Below are 16,656 nucleotides of genomic sequence, written 5' to 3' on the forward strand. Positions count from 1 at the left end.
GCACCTACCATCATCCACGCATGGCGTGGATCTATTGATACCTGTCGCCGCTGGAATGCACGGTGCTCTGCTGTCTGCGGTGAATGATTGCCCCCGATGTGTGCCGACCAACGGTCGGCACCCACCATCATCCACGCATGGCGTGGATGCTCATTGCCCCAACGTCGTCATGACGAAATCGACGAAGCACTGCAACCGCGGGCGCGGTCTGCGGTCGGGCAGGTAGATCAGGTGCATCGGCCGCGGTTCGGGCAGGTAGTCGCGCAGCAGCGGCTTCAACCGCCCGGCTGCAATCTCCCCGGCCAGCAGTGCGGTCGGCTGCAGCACCAGCCCGGCTCCGGCCACGGCGGCTTCGCGCAGTGCAACACCATCATTGCAGGTCAGGCGCGCTTCCCAGTCCACCTGTTCACCGTTGGCCAGCTGCCAGCCGTGGCCACCGCGCCAGGCCAGATGGCTCAGGCAGTCATGCCCTTCCAGATCGGCGGGCGTACGCGGCGTGCCGCGCCGGCGCAGGTAGGACGGCGCCGCGCACAGGCTCATCGCATACGGTGGCAGCGGCCGCGCCACCACCTCCTGCGACGGCAGCGGCCCGACCCGGATCGCCACGTCGAAGCCGTCCTCGATCAGATCCACACGGCGGTTGCTCAGATCCAGTTCGACGTTCAGCTGCGGCTGCGCGCGCAGCAGGCCGGCGAGCTGTGGCGCCAGCACGCAGCTGCCCCAGGTGGTGGGTGCGCTGACCCGCAGCAGCCCGCGCGGTTGCACCTGCAGTCCAGCCACGTCGGCCTCGGCCTGCTGCACCTGCTCCAGCACCTGCCGGCACCCGGCCAGGTAGGCGCTGCCGGCTTCGGTCAGGCGCTGGCGGCGGGTGTTCCGTTGCAGCAACCCGGTGCCCAGGTGCGCCTCCAGCTGCTGGATGTACTTGCCGACCATCACCGCCGAGACCTGCAGCTGTTCAGCGGCCCCTGCAAAGCTGCCGCACTCGGCTACCGCGACGAAAGCCTGCATGCAGCGAAGGGTATCCATTGCTAATCCGGAGTTAGGAATCTGCAAAGCATACGCCGCTTACCTAACCCCGCTGTGACGGCGCAGACTGCGTTCACTCCCTCACGCAAGGAACGGCCATGAAGATCCTCCTCGTTGGTGCCAGCGGCACCCTCGGCCAGGCAGTCGCCCGCCAGCTCGGCCAACAGCATCATCAGATTCTCGCCGCCGGCCGCAACAGTGGCGAACTGCGCGTGGACCTGACCGACGACGCCAGCGTCGCCGAACTGTTCTCGCGTACCGGCCCGGTTGATGCGGTGATTTCCACCGCCGGCAAGCTGCACTTCGGTCCGCTGCAGGACATGACGCCGGCGCAGTTCAACCTCGGCCTGCAGGACAAGCTGCTGGGCCAGGTGCGGCTGGCACTGGCGGCGCAGCACCATCTCAACGCCGGCGGCTCGATCACCCTGACCAGCGGCATCGTCAGTGCACAGCCGATCCGCGATGGCGTCAACGCCACCTCGGTGAATGCCGCGCTGGAAGGCTTCGTGCGTGCCGCCGCGTTGGAACTGCTGCCGCGTGGCCTGCGCATCAACGTGGTCAGCCCGAACGTGCTGATCGAATCGATGGCGGCCTACGGACCCTACTTCCCGGGCTTTGAAGCGGTGAGCGCGCAGCGCGCGGCGCTGGCCTTCAAGCGTGCAGTGGAAGGCATCCAGAGCGGCGAGACGATCACGGTCTGGTAAGAAAAAAGGGACGGAGGGGATCAAGTCGTCAATGCACAAACGACATAATCCCCTCCGTCCCCTTTTCGCGGGTCATTCCCAGCGCATCGGGCCGTCGCCGCGTTCGCCAAGCACATCGCCGGGGTTGGCCAGGCGGCAATGCTGCAGCGACAGGCAGCCGCAGCCGATGCAGCCGGTGAGCTCATCGCGCAGCAGTTGCAGCATATGGATGCGCTCCTCCAGCTCGGTGCGCCAGCGCGCGGACAGCCTGGCCCAGTCGGCCTTGGTCGGTGCGCGGCCCTCGGGCAGGCTTTCGAAGGCACGGCCGACCGCTTCCAACGGCATGCCCACGCGTTGCGCGACGCGGATCACCGCCAGCCGGCGCAGCACGTCGCGGCTGTAGCGGCGCTGGTTACCCGAAGTCCGCAGGCTGCTGATCAGCCCCTTGCGCTCGTAGAAGTGCAGCGCGGAAACCGCCACGCCACTGCGCTGGGAGACTTCGCCAACGCTCAGTTCCTGGGACACCATTGCTTGACCTCAACTGCAGTTGAGGTGTCATGCTGCTATCTTCGCCGCCGGTTGACAAGCGCGGCCCGCACCTGACCCGTATGACCCCGACCCTCTCTCCCGCCGCCGCCCATCTGCCGGCTGACACCTCGATCCTGTCCGCACGCTATCGCGCGACCACCCTCGGCATGGTCGCGCTGGTCGCGCTGCATGCCTTCGAGGCATTGGCCGTTGCGGCCGCGATGCCCACCGTGGCCGAGGCGCTGGATGGCCTGCGCCTGTACGCACTGGCCTTCGGCGGTACCCTGGCCACCAGCGTGATCGGCATGACCCTGGCCGGGCGCTGGACCGATCACCATGGTCCGGCACGGCCGCTCTGGTACGGATTGGCCTGCTTCGTGCTGGGCCTGTTGCTGGCCGGCTTCGCGATGCGCATGGGCATGCTGGTGGCGGGACGCCTGCTGCAGGGCCTGGGTGCGGGTGCGATCTCGGTCTCGCTGTACGTGATGGTCGGCCGCAGCTACCCGGAGCACCTGCGGCCGAAGGTGTTCGCCGCCTTCTCGGCCGGGTGGGTGGTGCCTTCGATGGTCGGCCCGGCGTTGAGCGGCCTGATCGTGCAGCACCTGGGCTGGCGCTGGGTGTTTCTGGCGGTGCCATTGCTGGCGGTTCCGGCAGGCCTGCTGCTGCGCCCCGCGCTGGCACGCATGCAGCCCAGTCCCCCCAGCACCGCCGACGATGGACGCGGCAAGGTGGTGCGCTGGGCCAGCGGCGCCTCGCTGGCCGCGTTGCTGCTGTACTTCGGCGGTCAGCAACCGGGCCTGCCTGCCCTGCTCTGCATCGGCGTGGCGGTGCTGGCGCTGCTGTTCTGCGTACATCGACTGCTTCCGCCCGGAACACTGATCCTGCGCCGTGGCCTGCCCAGCGTAATCGCGCTGCGTGGCATCGCGGCAGCTGCCTTCTTCGCCTGCGAGGCCTACCTGCCACTGCTGCTGCAGCGCGAACGTGGCCTTTCGCCCAGCTGGGCCGGTGCCGTACTCAGTCTCGGTGCGCTGGGCTGGTTCGCCGGCTCGTGGCTGCAGGGCCACCAGCAGCGTGGCTGGTCACGCCAGCAGCTGCTGCGCGCCGGCACGATGATGATGACGGTCGGCATCGCCGCCACGCTGGCCGTGCTGTTCAACGCGGTGCCACTGCCGGTGTCGCTGCTCGGCTGGGCCGTGACCGGCTTCGGCATGGGCATGATCTACGCCAGCCTGTCGGTGTTGACGCTGTCGTTGTCGGCGCCGCGGGAGCAAGGTGCCAACACCTCGGCACTGCAGCTGAGCGAGGCCCTGTCGGTGACCACCGCGCTGGCGGTCTCCGGTGCATTGTTCGCGTTGTTCGTGGAAAGCACCCCGCACACCGGCTACCTGCTGTGCCTGGCCATCACCTTCGGCCTTGCGCTGTTGGCCACGGTGATCGCGCGACGGGTGTAGCGCCGCCGCGCATCGCGGTAGTGCCGGCCGCTGGCCGGCAACCTCACGAACGCTGGAATGTCCAGATGATGACGGCCAGGGACCGGCATTACCGCGTACCAGCCCCCACATCATCGATGTCCCGATGCAGGATGCGCCGCACTTCCAGCACCGCCTGCGGGGTCTCCTGCACGCTGTGGCCGGAGATGATCACCTTCTCGGACAATGCACCCGGCAGGTGCGCGCTCCAGTACGGCACCAGCCCGTCATCGGATTTGTCCACCGGCAGTTCCGGTTTGCGCTGGGCGATGATCGAGTGGTACTTCAGGCCCGCTTCGATCGGCAGCTGTGCGGCGGCCTTCACGAACGGATCGCTGGCCTTGAGGTTGTCGATGCTGTTCGGGATCTTCGGCTTGGCCGTGCCATCGACCTGCTGTTCGGCCTGCGCCAGTGCCAGGAACACATCCTCGAACTTGCCGAGGATGGTCAGCGGCAGGCGTACCAGGCGACCGATCAGCCGCCCGACCTTGTTGCCTGCGATGTCGGTGCCCTGGTGTGGAGCAGCGATGAAGATCGCACGCTCCACGTTCGGCTGCGCCTTGAAATGCAGCAGCGGCCCCAGCTTGTTCTGCACCCGCTTCAGGCGCTCGCCCTTCAGGTCGTAGTTGGCCAGCAGATCATTCCACAGTACGTCGCCCGAGTCACTGACCAGCAGGCGCGCCAGCACGCCGCCCATGCTGTGGCCGATGTAGACCATGTCCTTCGATGCACGCGTGCTGCCGTTGGGATCGAAGTGCTTCAGCGTGTCGTTGAACGCACTGGCGATCTCGTAGCGGTTCAACGCGATCGGCGCATTGGTCGGGTAGTAGACCTGCCACACCTGGAACTGCTGGCGCAGCTCGGGGTCGCCCATGATCTCGTTGGCCAGGTTCACCCAGGCTTCCGGGCTGCTGGCCAGGCCGTGCAGCATGAAGATGATGCGACGATTCGGATCCCACGGCTGCATCAGGTAGATGTGCGGTTCGCCGATGCCCTCGCTCATGCCGAACAGGGTGCGCAGCGATTGCCGGGCGAAACCGCTCTGCGCCAGCCACAGGCCATAGGCGGCGGTGAAGTTGCCGGCCAGCGGCACCTGCTCGCCATGCAGGGTGATGCGCTCAGTGGCTTCGGGCGAGTAAGCGTCCAGCTCGACCCGGCGCGTGCGCATCACATCGTCCAGGTTGCTGCCCTCGAAACGCAGCAGTGCGGTGACGTTGATCGAGGACATCTCGCTGAACTCGGGCACCGAATCGTCATGGCGATGACGGCGGCCACGGCGTGCGTCGTCCTCATTCTCCTGCGGCGCCTCGGCCTTGGGGCCCTCGGGTGCGATCACCGGTGCAACCAGCTTCGGCGGGTCCATCACCATCACCAGCTCGGCACCGAAGCCATCGCGGCGATAGGTACTGCGCAGGCCGACGAAGCTGACCGTGCCGGCCGGCACCAGCTGCGCGGGAATGCTCTTCAGGTTCAGCTGCTGGTAGTTGGAGGCCAGCGACCAGCTGCCGACCGTGAGCGGCTTCGTGTAATCCTCGCCGGCCAGCGCAGCGGCGCGTGCGCGCACGAACAGCACCACTGCTGCCTTCTCGGCCGCGTAGTTGTAATAGTCGCGCACCTGCGTCTGGCGGTCCTCGAAGGCACGGTCGGACGGTGAGCGGCCGCTGTAGAACAGGTAGGCATAGGCATAGCGCGCCGCTTCCAGCCAGGCATCCAATGCCGCATCGCTCATCGGCGGATCGCCGGCAGCCGTCTTCTTCGGCGTCATCGCCAGCGCGGCCTTCACCCACAGTTCGGACAGCGCCGACAACCGCTGCTCGACATTGAGGTCGTCGGTCATCAGCAGCGTGCTGCGGCAGACCAGGAAGTCCTTTTCGCACTGCGACTCGTCCAGGCCTGCCGCGCTGAGCGTCTCGCGCGCGGCCGGGCTGAGCTTGCCCGTGTTGAGCACGTCGGCACGCTTGTTGACCAGCGAATCGCTGGACTTGACCTGCTTGACGGTAACCATCGCGCAACCGCTGCTACCCAGCAGCAGGAAGGCAGCGAACAACACCGGCAGCAGGCGCTGCCAGCGGCGTGGGAGGAATCGGGTCATTACTGCGGGTCCTGCTCGGTGCCGGGCACGCCCTGGCGGATTACGGTGGAGAAGTGGTCGCCGCTGCCCAGGTCCAGCGCACGCTGGGTGATGCGGCCCTTGTCATGCAGCTCGGCGTACGGCACACCTGGAGCGAGCGCGCCGACCTCCTGCGCGTACTCGGCCAGGTAACCGGACAGCAGCAGGCGGTAATCCAGCGGCAGGCGCGGTGCGATGTGCCGGGCCAGGTCGAAGACGATGGTGGTGCAGTTGCTGGTCAGCGTGTTGTAGAAGCCGGGCTTGGCGTCCAGTTCGCGGGCCTGCGCGATGTACGCTGCGAACAGCTCCTTCAGCTGCGCACGGTCCATGCCATGCAGGCGGTAGAGATAGACGTCCTCGCCGCGCGCGTTGGTGCGGGTGCGGATGATGTCGGTCTCCTCCGAAGCTACCAGGGTCATCTCGAACTTGCGGAAGAAGCCACCCAGCGCCGAGAACGATTCACCGCGCTCCTTGCGGATCTCCAGCGAGAACACCACGTGGCGACCGTCCTCGAAACCAAACGAGATCAGGGTGTGGGCGATGGCCGGGCCCATCCAGTACGACAGCACCAGATCGGCCGAGCGCAACTGGTCCAGGTCGTACTCGCGGCGCACCCAGCGGGCGTCGTAGTCGGTTTCGCTGCGCCAGGTGAAATCACGCACGTTGTCCAGCACGACGTGGCGGCCATCGAAAGACACCACGTGCAGGCGCTGGGCCACGTCATCGGCCCACACGCGGTCCTGGCGCGGGGTCAGCAGCAGCCACCACAGGCCGGCCAGCGCCAGCGATGCACCGAACGCCAGGCCCAGGCGGCGCGAGGCACGGCCCCGCGCGACCCGCCACGACACCCACAGCGCTACCAGCAGCCACAGCCCGGCGACGCCGGTAGCCAGCCAGCCCGGCCCCGGCAACTGATAGGCCAGCAGCCCGGTCACCCACAGCGCCAGCAGCGCCATGGCACTTCCTGTCATCCATCGTCCTGCGGCTTTCACTGGCATCCTGTCGCGGTCCTGAAGCCGCATAGTTAGCCACAAGCGGGTTCACCGTGGCATCTACGGCCCGTTCAGGCACATCGGCGCACCGTCTGCGGCGGCCCCCGCGGCCAGACGGATCACACAGGAGCAATGATGGGCATCACTTCCGTGGCCGGCGTTCCGGTCCAACCCCAGCACCGCGCAACCTGCCACTGCGGCACCGTCGAGCTGCTGCTGGACCTGCCGGACGGCATCGTCGATCCCCGCCGCTGCGACTGCTCGATGTGCCGGCGCCGGGGTGCCATCGCCGCCAGCGTCCCCCGCCAGGGCCTGCAGGTGCTGCGCGGGCAGAACCATCTGCGGATGTACCAGTTCAACACCCATGTGGCCGAGCACTACTTCTGTGGCGTGTGCGGCATCTACACCCATCACCGGCGCCGCTCCAACCCCGACCAGTACGGCTACAACGTGGCCTGCCTGGAAGGCATCGACCCGTTCGCGTTGGGGGTGATCCCGGTCAGCGATGGGGTCAACCACCCATCAGACCGCACCGGCTAGTGGCGCGTGCGCCGCGGCGGGGTGGCCACCTTCTGCCAGGGCGCCATGCCGCTGCGCCCCGCCCGCGCCGGGCGTTTCAGCCAGGGCCGGCGCGGCGTTGCCGGTGGCGCATCCGCGGCCGGGGCAGGAAGCGGTCGACGGCCAGGCCAGAGATGATCGAGCAGCCACATGGCAGGTCTCCGTGGGGGACGGGGACGACCAAGCCTAGGCCCGGGTGGGCATAGGCAGCGTGAGCGGGACACGACAACGGGATGACGGCGAAGGCGGGCGATGAGCCCGCTACGCAGTACGCCCGACCAGCGCGTCTTTACGTTTCCGCAGCAACAGGTGCAACAACGCAGCACATGCGGCGGTCAGCAGCGCCAGTACACGCAGCAGTGTTGCCAGCGCCTCACTACTGGCGTGCTGCAGCTGCATGCGACTCATCGCCGGTAGCAGTGCCTGCGCCTGTTCCCGCGCCCCGGTGGCCAGATAGGCACCGGCACGCGCCAGCGATGCCGGCGACGCCCCCTGCAGCTGATGGCCGATCAGCAGCGCAAGCAAGGCAGTGACTGCGGCCAATGCGATGCCCTCACCGGCTACACGCACGGTCCCGAAGATGCCGGCGGCCATGCCCGCACGCTGTACCGGCACCACGCTGACCGACAGCCCATCCATCAGCCCCCATGGCAAGGCCGTCCCTGCACCGACCAGCATCAGCCACGGCACCCACTGCGAAGGCGACGGCTGCGATGCATGGCGCGACAACAGGTACAGGCCAGAGGCACAGACCAGCAGTCCCAGCGTGCACAGCCGCGCACTTCCAACGCGCTCCGCCCAGCGCGCAGCCAGCATCGGCAGCACCAGCATCGGCGCGGACAGGGCCAGCATCTGCAGCCCCACCAGGGTCGCGCTCTGTCCGTGCACTCCCAGCAGCTGCAGAGGCAATACCACCAGCAGCACCACGTAGCCGAAGCAGGTCGCCACCGGCAGCAGCTGGACACCGAGGAACGCCGGTTGCGAGAACAACGAGAGGTCCAGCAGGGGTGAGCGGTGCAGTCGTTCGATGCAGATGAACGCTGCGCCCAGCAGCAGCGTCGCCAACAGCGCCAGTTGCACGCGCACGGTATGCAGGCCGAACTCGCCCAGCCACAGCAGGGCCAGGGTCAACGCTGCCAGCATCAGGCTGAAGCCCAGCATGCCGCCGACATCCAGCCGCCCGCGTTCACCGTGGCTTTCGGGCAACACACGCGCGCCCCGTACGAAGGCGGCGAATGTCAGCACGCCGCCGACGGCGAACACACTGCGCCATCCCAATGCCTGCAGCAGCAGACCCGCAAGCAGCGGCCCCAGCGCCAACCCCGCACCGAATGTGGCGCCCAGCAGGGCGAACACACGGCCACGCATCGGCCCCTGCCAGGCATGCGCGAGCGCAGCCGTGCCGGACGCCAACGCCGCTGCGGCGGCAACGCCCTGCAGCCCGCGCGCCAGATCCAGCCACAGCAGCGTGGGCGCGAGGCAGACGACGATCGTGGCGACGGTGAAGCCTGCCGTGCCCAGCAGGAACAACCGCCGCCGGCCATAGCGGTCGGCCAGGCCACCGGCAGCGAGCAGCAGGCTGCCGAAGGTGAGCATGAAGGCATTGGTCACCCAGGCCAGCACGCTCGGCGACGACGCCACGGAACGGGCCAGCGCGGGCACCGCGACGGCACCGCCCGAGAAGGACAACGGCAACGCCAGTGCGGCCAGGCAGACGGCAAGCAGGGTCCAGCGCTGCTGCGTCTGGACAGGTACAGGGAGCATCGAAACCGGGGCCATGCGGGCCTCCATCCATCGGGGGCATTGATGATGGACAGGCCGCTATCCCTGAAAAACAGGCTCGATGGACGTTGATTGCGTCCCACTGTTCCGTAATCATGCCCCGCATGGACTCCATTTCTGCCCTGCTCGCCTTCGTCCGCACCGCGGAGGCTGGCAGCATCGTCGGCGCTGCGCGTGTACTTGGCCTGTCCGCGTCGGCGGTCGGCAAGCGCATCGCCCGTCTTGAACAGGAGCTCGGCACCCGCCTGTTCCAACGCACCACCCGCCGCGTGCATCTCACCGACGAAGGCGAACTGCTGCTGCAGCGCTGCCGGCGTGCACTGGACGAGCTTTCCGAAGCACAGGCGGACCTGGCGCAGCGACAGCACGCCCCCAGCGGGCTGCTGCGCATCGGCCTGCCCACCATCGGGTACCGCTTCCTGCTGCCGGTGCTGCCCGGCTTCCAGCAACGCTATCCGCAGGTGCAGCTGGAACTGGACTTCAACGACCGCATCGTCGATGTGGTCAGCGAAGGCCTGGACGCGGTGATACGCAGTGGTGAACTGGCCGATTCCAGCTTGACCGCACGGCGACTGGGCGGCTTTCGTTTCATCCTCTGTGCGGCGCCGGGCTATCTGCAGGCGCATGGCACGCCCGGTGATGTGGGCGAGCTGCGCATGCATACCGCGCTGCGTTTCCGTTACCCCACCACCGGAAAGCTGCATCCGTGGCAGCTGCCGGGCATCGAAGGCGATGCGGGGGCACGCCTTCCCACGGCGATGACCTGCAACAACATGGAGGCCGTGCTTGCCGCTGCGATCGGTTGCATGGGCCTGGCCTGGATGCCTGACTTCCTCGCTGCTGACGCGCTGGCCGATGGCCGCCTGCAACGGGTACTGCCTGCGCTGCCCACGCACCAGGGGCAGTTCTCGCTGCTATGGCCCGGTGGGCGCCATCCCAGTGCACGCCTGCGGGTATTCATCGACTATGCCGTTGCGCATCTGTTCCAGGGCGCCCCGGAAAAGGGGACGGAGGGGATTAAGTCGTTTCAGGCACAGTAGGACCGATTACGACTTAATCCCCTCCGTCCCCTTTTTCGTTCAGCGACTGAAGCGGCGCGCGCCGGCCACGCAGATCACCGCGACCACGGTCACCAGCACCATGCTGAGGCTGACCGATTCGTGCAGCAGCAGCGCGGCCAGGGCCAGGCCGAAGAAGGGCTGTAGCAGCTGCAGCTGGCCGACGGCGGCGATACCGCCCTGGGCCAGCCCGCGATACCAGAACAGGAAGCCGAGCAGCATGCTGAACACTGCCACGTAGCCCAGTGCCCACCATGCCGAGGCATCGACCGCGGTGAACGAGGCCGGGCGCATCAGCACTGTCAGCGGCAGCATCGCCGGCAAGGCCAGCAGCAACGCCCAACTGATCACCTGCCAACCGCCGAGATGACGGGCCAGCCGACCACCTTCGGCATAGCCCAGCCCGCACACCACGATCGCCGCCAGCATCAGCAGGTCTGCCTGCAAGGACGCCTCGATGCCGTTGCGCACCGCATAGCCGACCACGCAGGCACTGCCCAGCAACGAAAACAGCCAGAAGGCCGGGCGCGGTCGATCGCCGCCGCGCAGCACGCCGAACACCGCAGTGCTCAGTGGTAACAGCCCGAGGAACACGATGGTGTGCGCCGACGATGCGTGACGCAGCGCGAGTGCGGTCAACAGCGGAAAGCCGACCACCACCCCGAGGCTGACCACTACCAGCCCGGGCAGGTCATTGCGCCGCGGCCACGGCTGGCGCAGCAGAAGGAGCAGGCCAAGGCCGAGCACGGCGGCAATGGTGGCGCGTGCAGCAGTGACGAATCCGGCGTCCAGCTGCAGCACCGCCAGGCGGGTGGCCGGCAGGGAGCCGGCGAAGATCACCACACCGATGAAGCCATTGATCCAACCACTCGCCGACCGTTCCACGCCTGTACTCCTGAAGGTGCCGGACGATGCCCGGCTGGACCTGCATGGAAGCATCCGGCGCGGGAAGACCCCAGCTACAATCCAGTACAGTCGCAAGTAACTGTACTGCCCACACTTCCACTACGGTTCCACCATGCCGCGCCCGCTTACCCGCATCGAATCGGTCATCCAGACCGTCCGCACCCGCATCAGTGCACGGGTGGATGGCCCCGGCTCCCGCCTGCCTTCGGTACGTGCGCAGGCTGCGACGATGGGAGTTTCAGTCTCCACCGTGGTCGAGGCCTACGAGCGCCTGGCGGCCGAAGGCCTGATCAGTGCACGCGCAGGCTCGGGCTTCTACGTCAGTGGCCCGGCCGCACCGCTGGCGCTGGCCGAAATGGAGCCGCGGCTGGATCGCGCGGTGGATCCGCTGTGGGTATCACGGCAATCGCTGGAAACGCCCGCGGGCGACCTCAAGCCAGGGTGCGGCTGGATGCCCAGTGACTGGCTGTATCACGATGGCGTGCGCCGCGGCCTGCGCCGGCTGGCGCGTGCCGATGCCATGCAACTGGTCGACTACGCCGCCCCGCTCGGGCTGCCCGCGTTGCGCCAGCTGCTGCAAAGGCGCAGCGCCACGCTTGGCATCGATGCACCGGTGGAGCAGATCCTGCTGACCGAATCCGGTACGCACGCGGTCGATCTGCTCTGCCGCTTCCTGCTCAAGCCCGGCGACTGCGTGCTGGTCGATGACCCGAGCTACTTCAATTACCACGCGCTGCTGAAGGCGCACCAGGTGCAGGCCATCGGCGTGCCGTACACGCACAGCGGCCCGGACCTGGAGGCGTTCGCGCAGGCCCTGCAGGCACATTCGCCGCGGCTGTACATCACCAATTCCGGATTGCACAACCCGACCGGCGCGGTACTTTCCGCAAGCACCGCACACCGCCTGCTGGGCCTGGCCGAACGCAGCGAACTGATCATCATCGAGGATGACATCTTCGCCGACTTCGAACTGCAGCCGGCACCGCGGCTGGCCGCGCTCGATGGGCTGTCACGGGTGATCCACGTCGGTAGCTTCTCCAAGACGCTGTCGGCAGCGTCGCGCTGCGGCTACATCGCCGCGCGCCACGACTGGATAGAGGCATTGACCGACCTGAAGCTGGCGACCAGCTTCGGCGGTGGTCATCTGGCCGCGCAGTTGATGCACATCGCGCTGACCGACAGCGGTTACCGCCGCCACATGCAGTCGATACGTTCGCGGCTGGCCGATGCACGCCGGCACACACTGCGGAAACTGCAGACGCTGGGCATCATGCCGTGGCTGCAGCCGGAAGCCGGCCTGTTCCTGTGGTGCCAGCTGCCCGATGGCCGCGACGCCGCCGCACTGGCGCGGCAATGCCTGCGCGAGGGCATCGTGCTGGCGCCGGGCAACGCGTTCAGCCAGTCGCAGCGCGCGGCCGACTATGTACGTTTCAACGTTTCGCAGTGCCAGGACCCGAAGATCTGGCAGGTACTGGCGCGCGCGCTGCGTTGAGCTGGTAATGCGCGACCAGCGCATCCACCACCACGCGCACGCCCGGCAACTGGCCGCGACGATGCGGCAGCAACACGCTGGTGGTGACTTCGCCGGCATGCCACGCCGGCAGCACCTGCTGCAGGCGGCCGGCGGCGATGGCCGCAGCACACAGGCTGTGTGGCAGTACGGTGATGCCAAGACCCGCTTCTGCCGCCGCGATCAGCAGCTGCGATTCATTGCCGACCAGCGCCACCTGCGGCTCCACCTGCACGGTGCGGGCGTCGGCGCCGTGCAGCGTCCAGCGCGTTGCATGGCGCGCGGTCAGCAGGCCGGCATGCGCGCGTAGCTGTTCGGGCGTGTCCACTGCCGGCGCGGCTGCCAGATAACCAGGGGACGCCACCAGCACGATGCGTTCGCTACCGAGCATGCGCTGCACCAACCCGGAATCCGGCAGCGGACCGAAGTGGCTGCGCAGGGCGATGTCGATGCCTTCCTGCGCCAGGTCGATGAAACGATCACTCACTTCAACTTCGATACGCAGCCGTGGATAGCGGCGGGCCAACGCGGGCAGGCACGCGGCGAGCTCGCCCTGCACCACCGGAATCGAAGCGCTGATCCGCACGGTGCCGCTGGGTTCGGCCTGGCGGTCGCGGACAATGGCCTCGGCGGCCTCGACCTCGGACAACGCTGCGCGTGCGCGCTCGAAGAACTCCTGACCGACCTCGGTCAATGCGAAGCGGCGCGAACTGCGCTGCAGCAGCCGCACCTGGAGCTGTTCTTCCAGCAGCGCCACGCGCTTGCTCAGGGTCGAGCGCGGCAGGCCCAGATGGCGCCCGCCTGCAGCGAACCCGCGCTGCTCCACCGCGGTCACGAACAGGGCCAGATCGTTGAGGTTGAGCATGCGCAACGTCCACAGATGTGGACTTCAGGATGCCATTCAAGCGGCTTCCGGGGCAATGTCCACGCAGGCACGCTTTCCTCACCCGCCGCATCGCGGCTTGAACCGGAAACCTGCCATGACCCCGATCCTCTTCTACGGCGTGCCCTCGGGCTGCTCGTTCGGCTCCATCGTCGCCCTGGAATGGCTGCGCCAGCCGTATCACCTGTGCCGCATCGACATGCCCGGCCAGGTGCAGAGCGAAGACTACCGCCGCCTCAATCCGCTGGGTGAAACCCCGACCCTGCGCACCGCGCAGGGCGAGCTGCTCAGCGAGAGCCTGGCCATCCTCAACCATCTGGCCGCGAAGGGCATCGCGCAGGGGCTGGGCTTCGCACAGGGCACGCCCGGCTTCGATCGCCTCAACCACCGGCTGGCCTATCTCAACACCAGTTTCTTCGGTGCCTACGCGCCGCTCTGGCACGCACTGGAGCATGCGCAAGGCGATGACGGCGAGGCGATGCGTGCCTATGGCACCACCAAGGTGCGCCACGCCCACCAGGCGCTGGAGCAGGTGATCGGCACGGGCCCGTGGCTGCTGGGCGAACAGCGCAGCTTTGCCGATGCCTACTTCGCCGGCATCGCGCGCTGGAACGACTATCACCAGGTGGTCGATCGTCGCGAGTTCCCCAGGGTGCAGCAGCTGTTCGAGCGCCTGCAGGACGACGCCGGCGTGCAGTTCGCCCACGCCATCGAAGCGCAGCAGCCGGCAACCAGCAGCGGTGGCTTCCTCGGCGAGGTGCGGCTGGAAGACGTGCTTGAGGCAGCAGCGGCCTGAGCCCTGTCCTGCCCGTGTGGCAGCGGCGCGCAATGCCTCTTGCGCGCCGCGCTACAGTGGTATGTCCCCCGCCGCAGGAATCCGCGCATGTCCACGTTCTCCGATCCGCAGGCGGTGGCCCGCTATGCCGAAGCGCCGCTGCGCCAGGTGCCCGGTTTCCTCGCGTTGCAGCAGATGAGCCGCCTGCTGCTGGCCGAACGCGTTCCCGCGCAGGGCCGTGTGCTGGTGCTGGGCGCCGGTGGCGGGCTGGAGCTGAAGGCTTTTGCCGAGGCGCAGCCGGGCTGGCAGCTGCTGGGCGTGGATCCGGCCGCGCCGATGCTGGCCCTGGCCGAGCAGACACTGGGTCCGCTGATGCCGCGCGTGCAACTGCTGGAAGGCTACATCGACGATGCGCCCGATCTGCGCTTCGATGGGGCCAGCTGCCTGCTGACCCTGCACTTCCTCGATGCCGCGCAGCGCCTGCACACGCTGCGCGAGCTGCACAGGCGCCTGCAACCCGGCGCGCCGCTGGTGGTGGCCCACCACAGCGTGCCGCAGGATCCGGCCGGCAAGCTGCGCTGGTTGCAGCGCTACGCAGCGTTCGCCGAAGCCTCGGGCGTTGCCCACGCCGATGCACAGCGCGCGATCGAGGCCATTGCCGAGCGGCTGCCGCTGCTGGCCCCCGAACAGGAAGTGGCGCTGCTGCAGGAGGCCGGCTTCGATGGTGTGGAGCTGTTCTATGCCGGCTTCAGCTTCAAGGGCTGGGTGGCGTACACCGGTTGATGCCTACGGCACCACCGTGATGCCGATGCGCTGCATCAACAGCGCCACCTGCTGCACGTCCAGCGTGGCGCCACGCAGGTTGGTGCTGCGCAGGTCCAGCTCACCCAGCTCCGAGTTGGTCAGGTCGCAGTCGGTGAAGTTGGCGCTGTTCCAGTCGATGCCCTCGAACTGGCCGCCGGACAGGTCCGAGCCGGCGAAGCTGGCGCCACTCACATTCGCGCCATCCCATCGGTTTTCCCACAGCTCGCACTTTTCCAGCGCTACCCGCGAGAAATTGGCATAGCGCAGGTTCGACTTCTTGATGAATGCGCTGCAGAACCAGCTGCGCGTGGTGATCTGGTTCATGAAGCTGGCGTTGCTGAAATCCGCGCCCTGCGCACGGCACTCGCTGATCTCCAGGCCCAGCGCCTTGATGAAATTGAAATGGCACATGCTGATATCGCAGCTGCGGAAACTGGCTTCCTTCAGCGTGGCGCCATTGAAGCGGCAGCCAGCACGGCTGTCGGCATCGTAGAAACTGCAGTTGATGAACTCGGTACCGGTCAGGTCGGCGCCGGAAAAATCGCACTCGTGGAACTGCTGGTCGACCACTTTCTGGCCGGTGTACTGGTCCGCGCTGATGCGCAGCTTGCGGTGAACGGTGGGGGACATCAGGGATTCCATGCCAAGTGCCCCGCCATGATGCCGGTCCGCGAGGGCGATCCATAGACCCCGGGGCGGGCGGGTTCACCGGCAGTCCAGCCGCCCTGTGCCCTCCCGCTGAATGCACGTTATTGCACGTTTATGCACGAACGTGCAGACTTATAGCATGAGCTCCGATCCCAGCCCCCTCCCCGCCCAGCGCACGCGCCAGATCCTCGAGGAACTGCGCCAGCAGGGCCGCGTGGTCGCCGCCGAACTGGCGCGCCGCTATGCCGTTTCAGAAGATTCGATCCGCCGCGACCTTCGTGAACTCGCCGCCCAGGGCCTGTGCCAGCGCGTCTACGGCGGCGCCGTGCTGCCGCCGCCCAAGGAACGGCCGCTGCGCGAGCGCCTGACCCGCGACCGCGGCGACAAGGCCGAGCTGGCCGCCCGCGTCTGCGCGCTGCTGCAACCCGGCCAGGTGGTACTGCTCGATGCCGGTTCGACCAATCTGGCGATCGCCCAGCAGCTGCCGGCCGCTCTCGGGCTGACGGTGATCACCAATGCCCCGCAGATCGCCACCGCCGCCAGCATGCTCGAAGGCACTTCAGTGCAGCTGATCGGCGGGCGCCTGGCCAGCGGTGGCGGTGCGGTCGGTGCCGAGGCGTTGGCCCAGGTGCAGCGCCTGCGTGCCGACGTGTACCTGCCCGGCCCCTGCGCGGTGGACGGCGACACCGGCGTGTGGGCGATGGATGCGGAAGAAGCCACGCTGAAGCGCGCGATGGTGGCCTGCAGCAGCCGTGTCATCGTCGCCGCCACCACTGAAAAGCTCGGTGCCCGCGGCAACTGGCAGATCGCCAGCCTGGACGAGATCGACGACCTGGTGCTGACCACCACCGCACCGCCCGCCTTGGCGGCTCGCTTCCACGCCGCCGGTATCGCGGTGCACCCCACGCCTCCCTGACCGTACTG

The 16,656-nt window shown here is 67.7% G+C and carries 15 protein-coding genes and 1 pseudogene; 8 read left to right on the forward strand and 8 right to left on the reverse strand.

Annotated elements, in window-relative coordinates; genetic code table 11:
• Window positions 1–150: 150 nt before the first annotated feature.
• Window positions 151–1,026, reverse strand: a complete 876-nt coding sequence (locus AC5P78_RS05310) for a LysR family transcriptional regulator (protein ID WP_060381038.1) — start codon at window positions 1,024–1,026, stop codon at window positions 151–153.
• Between the two features lie 71 nt (window positions 1,027–1,097).
• Between AC5P78_RS05310 and AC5P78_RS05315 the strand changes: the two are divergent.
• Window positions 1,098–1,730 (forward strand): annotated as a pseudogene (locus tag AC5P78_RS05315) (short chain dehydrogenase); the annotation flags it as partial.
• A 72-nt stretch (window positions 1,731–1,802) separates the two neighbouring features.
• Here the strand turns inward: AC5P78_RS05315 and soxR are convergent.
• Window positions 1,803–2,237: a redox-sensitive transcriptional activator SoxR gene (soxR, locus tag AC5P78_RS05320; RefSeq protein ID WP_235643293.1), complete on the reverse strand. Its 435-nt coding sequence runs from the start codon at window positions 2,235–2,237 to the stop codon at window positions 1,803–1,805.
• A 29-nt stretch (window positions 2,238–2,266) separates the two neighbouring features.
• On the opposite strand from soxR, the gene AC5P78_RS05325 reads away from it, so the two are divergent.
• On the forward strand, window positions 2,267–3,688 hold the full coding sequence (locus tag AC5P78_RS05325) for an MFS transporter (protein WP_235643294.1): 1,422 nt from the start codon (window positions 2,267–2,269) through the stop codon (window positions 3,686–3,688).
• 88 nt (window positions 3,689–3,776) lie between these two features.
• Here the strand turns inward: AC5P78_RS05325 and AC5P78_RS05330 are convergent, their stop codons facing one another.
• The gene (locus AC5P78_RS05330) at window positions 3,777–5,798 is read right to left on the reverse strand and encodes an esterase/lipase family protein (RefSeq protein WP_111188985.1); all 2,022 of its coding nucleotides are present in this window, start codon (window positions 5,796–5,798) and stop codon (window positions 3,777–3,779) included.
• The gene (locus AC5P78_RS05335; RefSeq protein ID WP_005408361.1) at window positions 5,798–6,772 is read right to left on the reverse strand and encodes an Lnb N-terminal periplasmic domain-containing protein; all 975 of its coding nucleotides are present in this window, start codon (window positions 6,770–6,772) and stop codon (window positions 5,798–5,800) included. The genes AC5P78_RS05330 and AC5P78_RS05335 overlap by 1 nt, the downstream gene beginning before the upstream one ends.
• A gap of 171 nt (window positions 6,773–6,943) precedes the next feature.
• On the opposite strand from AC5P78_RS05335, the gene AC5P78_RS05340 reads away from it, so the two are divergent.
• On the forward strand, window positions 6,944–7,348 hold the full coding sequence (locus AC5P78_RS05340; RefSeq protein WP_005408360.1) for a GFA family protein: 405 nt from the start codon (window positions 6,944–6,946) through the stop codon (window positions 7,346–7,348).
• Window positions 7,349–7,627: 279 nt separating this feature from the next.
• Here AC5P78_RS05340 and AC5P78_RS05345 read toward each other — a convergent pair whose 3' ends face one another.
• Complete coding sequence (locus tag AC5P78_RS05345; RefSeq protein ID WP_235643295.1) at window positions 7,628–9,145, reverse strand: MFS transporter; 1,518 nt, start codon at window positions 9,143–9,145, stop codon at window positions 7,628–7,630.
• Between the two features lie 107 nt (window positions 9,146–9,252).
• On the opposite strand from AC5P78_RS05345, the gene AC5P78_RS05350 reads away from it, so the two are divergent.
• A complete protein-coding gene (locus AC5P78_RS05350; protein WP_111188988.1) occupies window positions 9,253–10,188 on the forward strand; it encodes a LysR family transcriptional regulator in 936 nt (311 codons plus the stop codon).
• Between the two features lie 39 nt (window positions 10,189–10,227).
• On the opposite strand, the gene AC5P78_RS05355 is transcribed toward AC5P78_RS05350, so the two are convergent.
• Window positions 10,228–11,091, reverse strand: coding sequence for a DMT family transporter (locus tag AC5P78_RS05355; RefSeq protein ID WP_495217156.1), 864 nt, complete (start codon window positions 11,089–11,091; stop codon window positions 10,228–10,230).
• A 133-nt stretch (window positions 11,092–11,224) separates the two neighbouring features.
• Here AC5P78_RS05355 and AC5P78_RS05360 point away from each other — a divergent pair, with 133 nt between their 5' ends.
• Window positions 11,225–12,604, forward strand: a complete 1,380-nt coding sequence (locus tag AC5P78_RS05360; RefSeq protein ID WP_235643296.1) for an aminotransferase-like domain-containing protein — start codon at window positions 11,225–11,227, stop codon at window positions 12,602–12,604.
• Here AC5P78_RS05360 and AC5P78_RS05365 read toward each other — a convergent pair.
• A complete protein-coding gene (locus tag AC5P78_RS05365; RefSeq protein ID WP_279703137.1) occupies window positions 12,543–13,487 on the reverse strand; it encodes a LysR substrate-binding domain-containing protein in 945 nt (314 codons plus the stop codon). The two genes, AC5P78_RS05360 and AC5P78_RS05365, sit on opposite strands and share 62 nt — an antisense overlap.
• Before the next feature lie 115 nt (window positions 13,488–13,602).
• On the opposite strand from AC5P78_RS05365, the gene AC5P78_RS05370 reads away from it, so the two are divergent.
• Together AC5P78_RS05370 and AC5P78_RS05375 are read left to right on the forward strand one after the other, a co-directional pair.
• Complete coding sequence (locus AC5P78_RS05370) at window positions 13,603–14,301, forward strand: glutathione S-transferase family protein (protein WP_241876580.1); 699 nt, start codon at window positions 13,603–13,605, stop codon at window positions 14,299–14,301.
• An 87-nt stretch (window positions 14,302–14,388) separates the two neighbouring features.
• Complete coding sequence (locus AC5P78_RS05375) at window positions 14,389–15,063, forward strand: class I SAM-dependent methyltransferase (RefSeq protein WP_005412477.1); 675 nt, start codon at window positions 14,389–14,391, stop codon at window positions 15,061–15,063.
• A gap of 3 nt (window positions 15,064–15,066) precedes the next feature.
• Here the strand turns inward: AC5P78_RS05375 and smqnr are convergent, their stop codons facing one another.
• Entirely contained in the window at window positions 15,067–15,714 is a 648-nt protein-coding gene (smqnr, locus tag AC5P78_RS05380) for a SmQnr family pentapeptide repeat protein (protein WP_414498233.1), read from the reverse strand.
• 157 nt (window positions 15,715–15,871) lie between these two features.
• On the opposite strand from smqnr, the gene AC5P78_RS05385 reads away from it, so the two are divergent.
• Window positions 15,872–16,648: a DeoR/GlpR family DNA-binding transcription regulator gene (locus AC5P78_RS05385; protein WP_005408351.1), complete on the forward strand. Its 777-nt coding sequence runs from the start codon at window positions 15,872–15,874 to the stop codon at window positions 16,646–16,648.
• Window positions 16,649–16,656: the final 8 nt, after the last annotated feature.

This window comes from Stenotrophomonas sp. YJH_SMC_133, from assembly GCF_059370655.1.

Bases quoted from the DNA above. Each gene is read 5' to 3' on its own strand.
- AC5P78_RS05325 (WP_235643294.1), top strand. From the start codon at position 2,267: ATGCTGCTATCTTCGCCGCCGGTTGACAAGCGCGGCCCGCACCTGACC.
- soxR (WP_235643293.1), bottom strand. From the start codon at position 2,237: ATGGTGTCCCAGGAACTGAGCGTTGGCGAAGTCTCCCAGCGCAGTGGC.
- AC5P78_RS05335 (WP_005408361.1), bottom strand. From the start codon at position 6,772: ATGGCGCTGCTGGCGCTGTGGGTGACCGGGCTGCTGGCCTATCAGTTG.
- AC5P78_RS05340 (WP_005408360.1), top strand. From the start codon at position 6,944: ATGGGCATCACTTCCGTGGCCGGCGTTCCGGTCCAACCCCAGCACCGC.
- AC5P78_RS05330 (WP_111188985.1), bottom strand. From the start codon at position 5,798: ATGACCCGATTCCTCCCACGCCGCTGGCAGCGCCTGCTGCCGGTGTTG.
- AC5P78_RS05370 (WP_241876580.1), top strand. From the start codon at position 13,603: ATGACCCCGATCCTCTTCTACGGCGTGCCCTCGGGCTGCTCGTTCGGC.
- smqnr (WP_414498233.1), bottom strand. From the start codon at position 15,714: ATGTCCCCCACCGTTCACCGCAAGCTGCGCATCAGCGCGGACCAGTAC.
- AC5P78_RS05310 (WP_060381038.1), bottom strand. From the start codon at position 1,026: ATGGATACCCTTCGCTGCATGCAGGCTTTCGTCGCGGTAGCCGAGTGC.
- AC5P78_RS05385 (WP_005408351.1), top strand. From the start codon at position 15,872: ATGAGCTCCGATCCCAGCCCCCTCCCCGCCCAGCGCACGCGCCAGATC.
- AC5P78_RS05375 (WP_005412477.1), top strand. From the start codon at position 14,389: ATGTCCACGTTCTCCGATCCGCAGGCGGTGGCCCGCTATGCCGAAGCG.
- AC5P78_RS05365 (WP_279703137.1), bottom strand. From the start codon at position 13,487: ATGCTCAACCTCAACGATCTGGCCCTGTTCGTGACCGCGGTGGAGCAG.
- AC5P78_RS05350 (WP_111188988.1), top strand. From the start codon at position 9,253: ATGGACTCCATTTCTGCCCTGCTCGCCTTCGTCCGCACCGCGGAGGCT.
- AC5P78_RS05345 (WP_235643295.1), bottom strand. From the start codon at position 9,145: ATGGCCCCGGTTTCGATGCTCCCTGTACCTGTCCAGACGCAGCAGCGC.
- AC5P78_RS05360 (WP_235643296.1), top strand. From the start codon at position 11,225: ATGCCGCGCCCGCTTACCCGCATCGAATCGGTCATCCAGACCGTCCGC.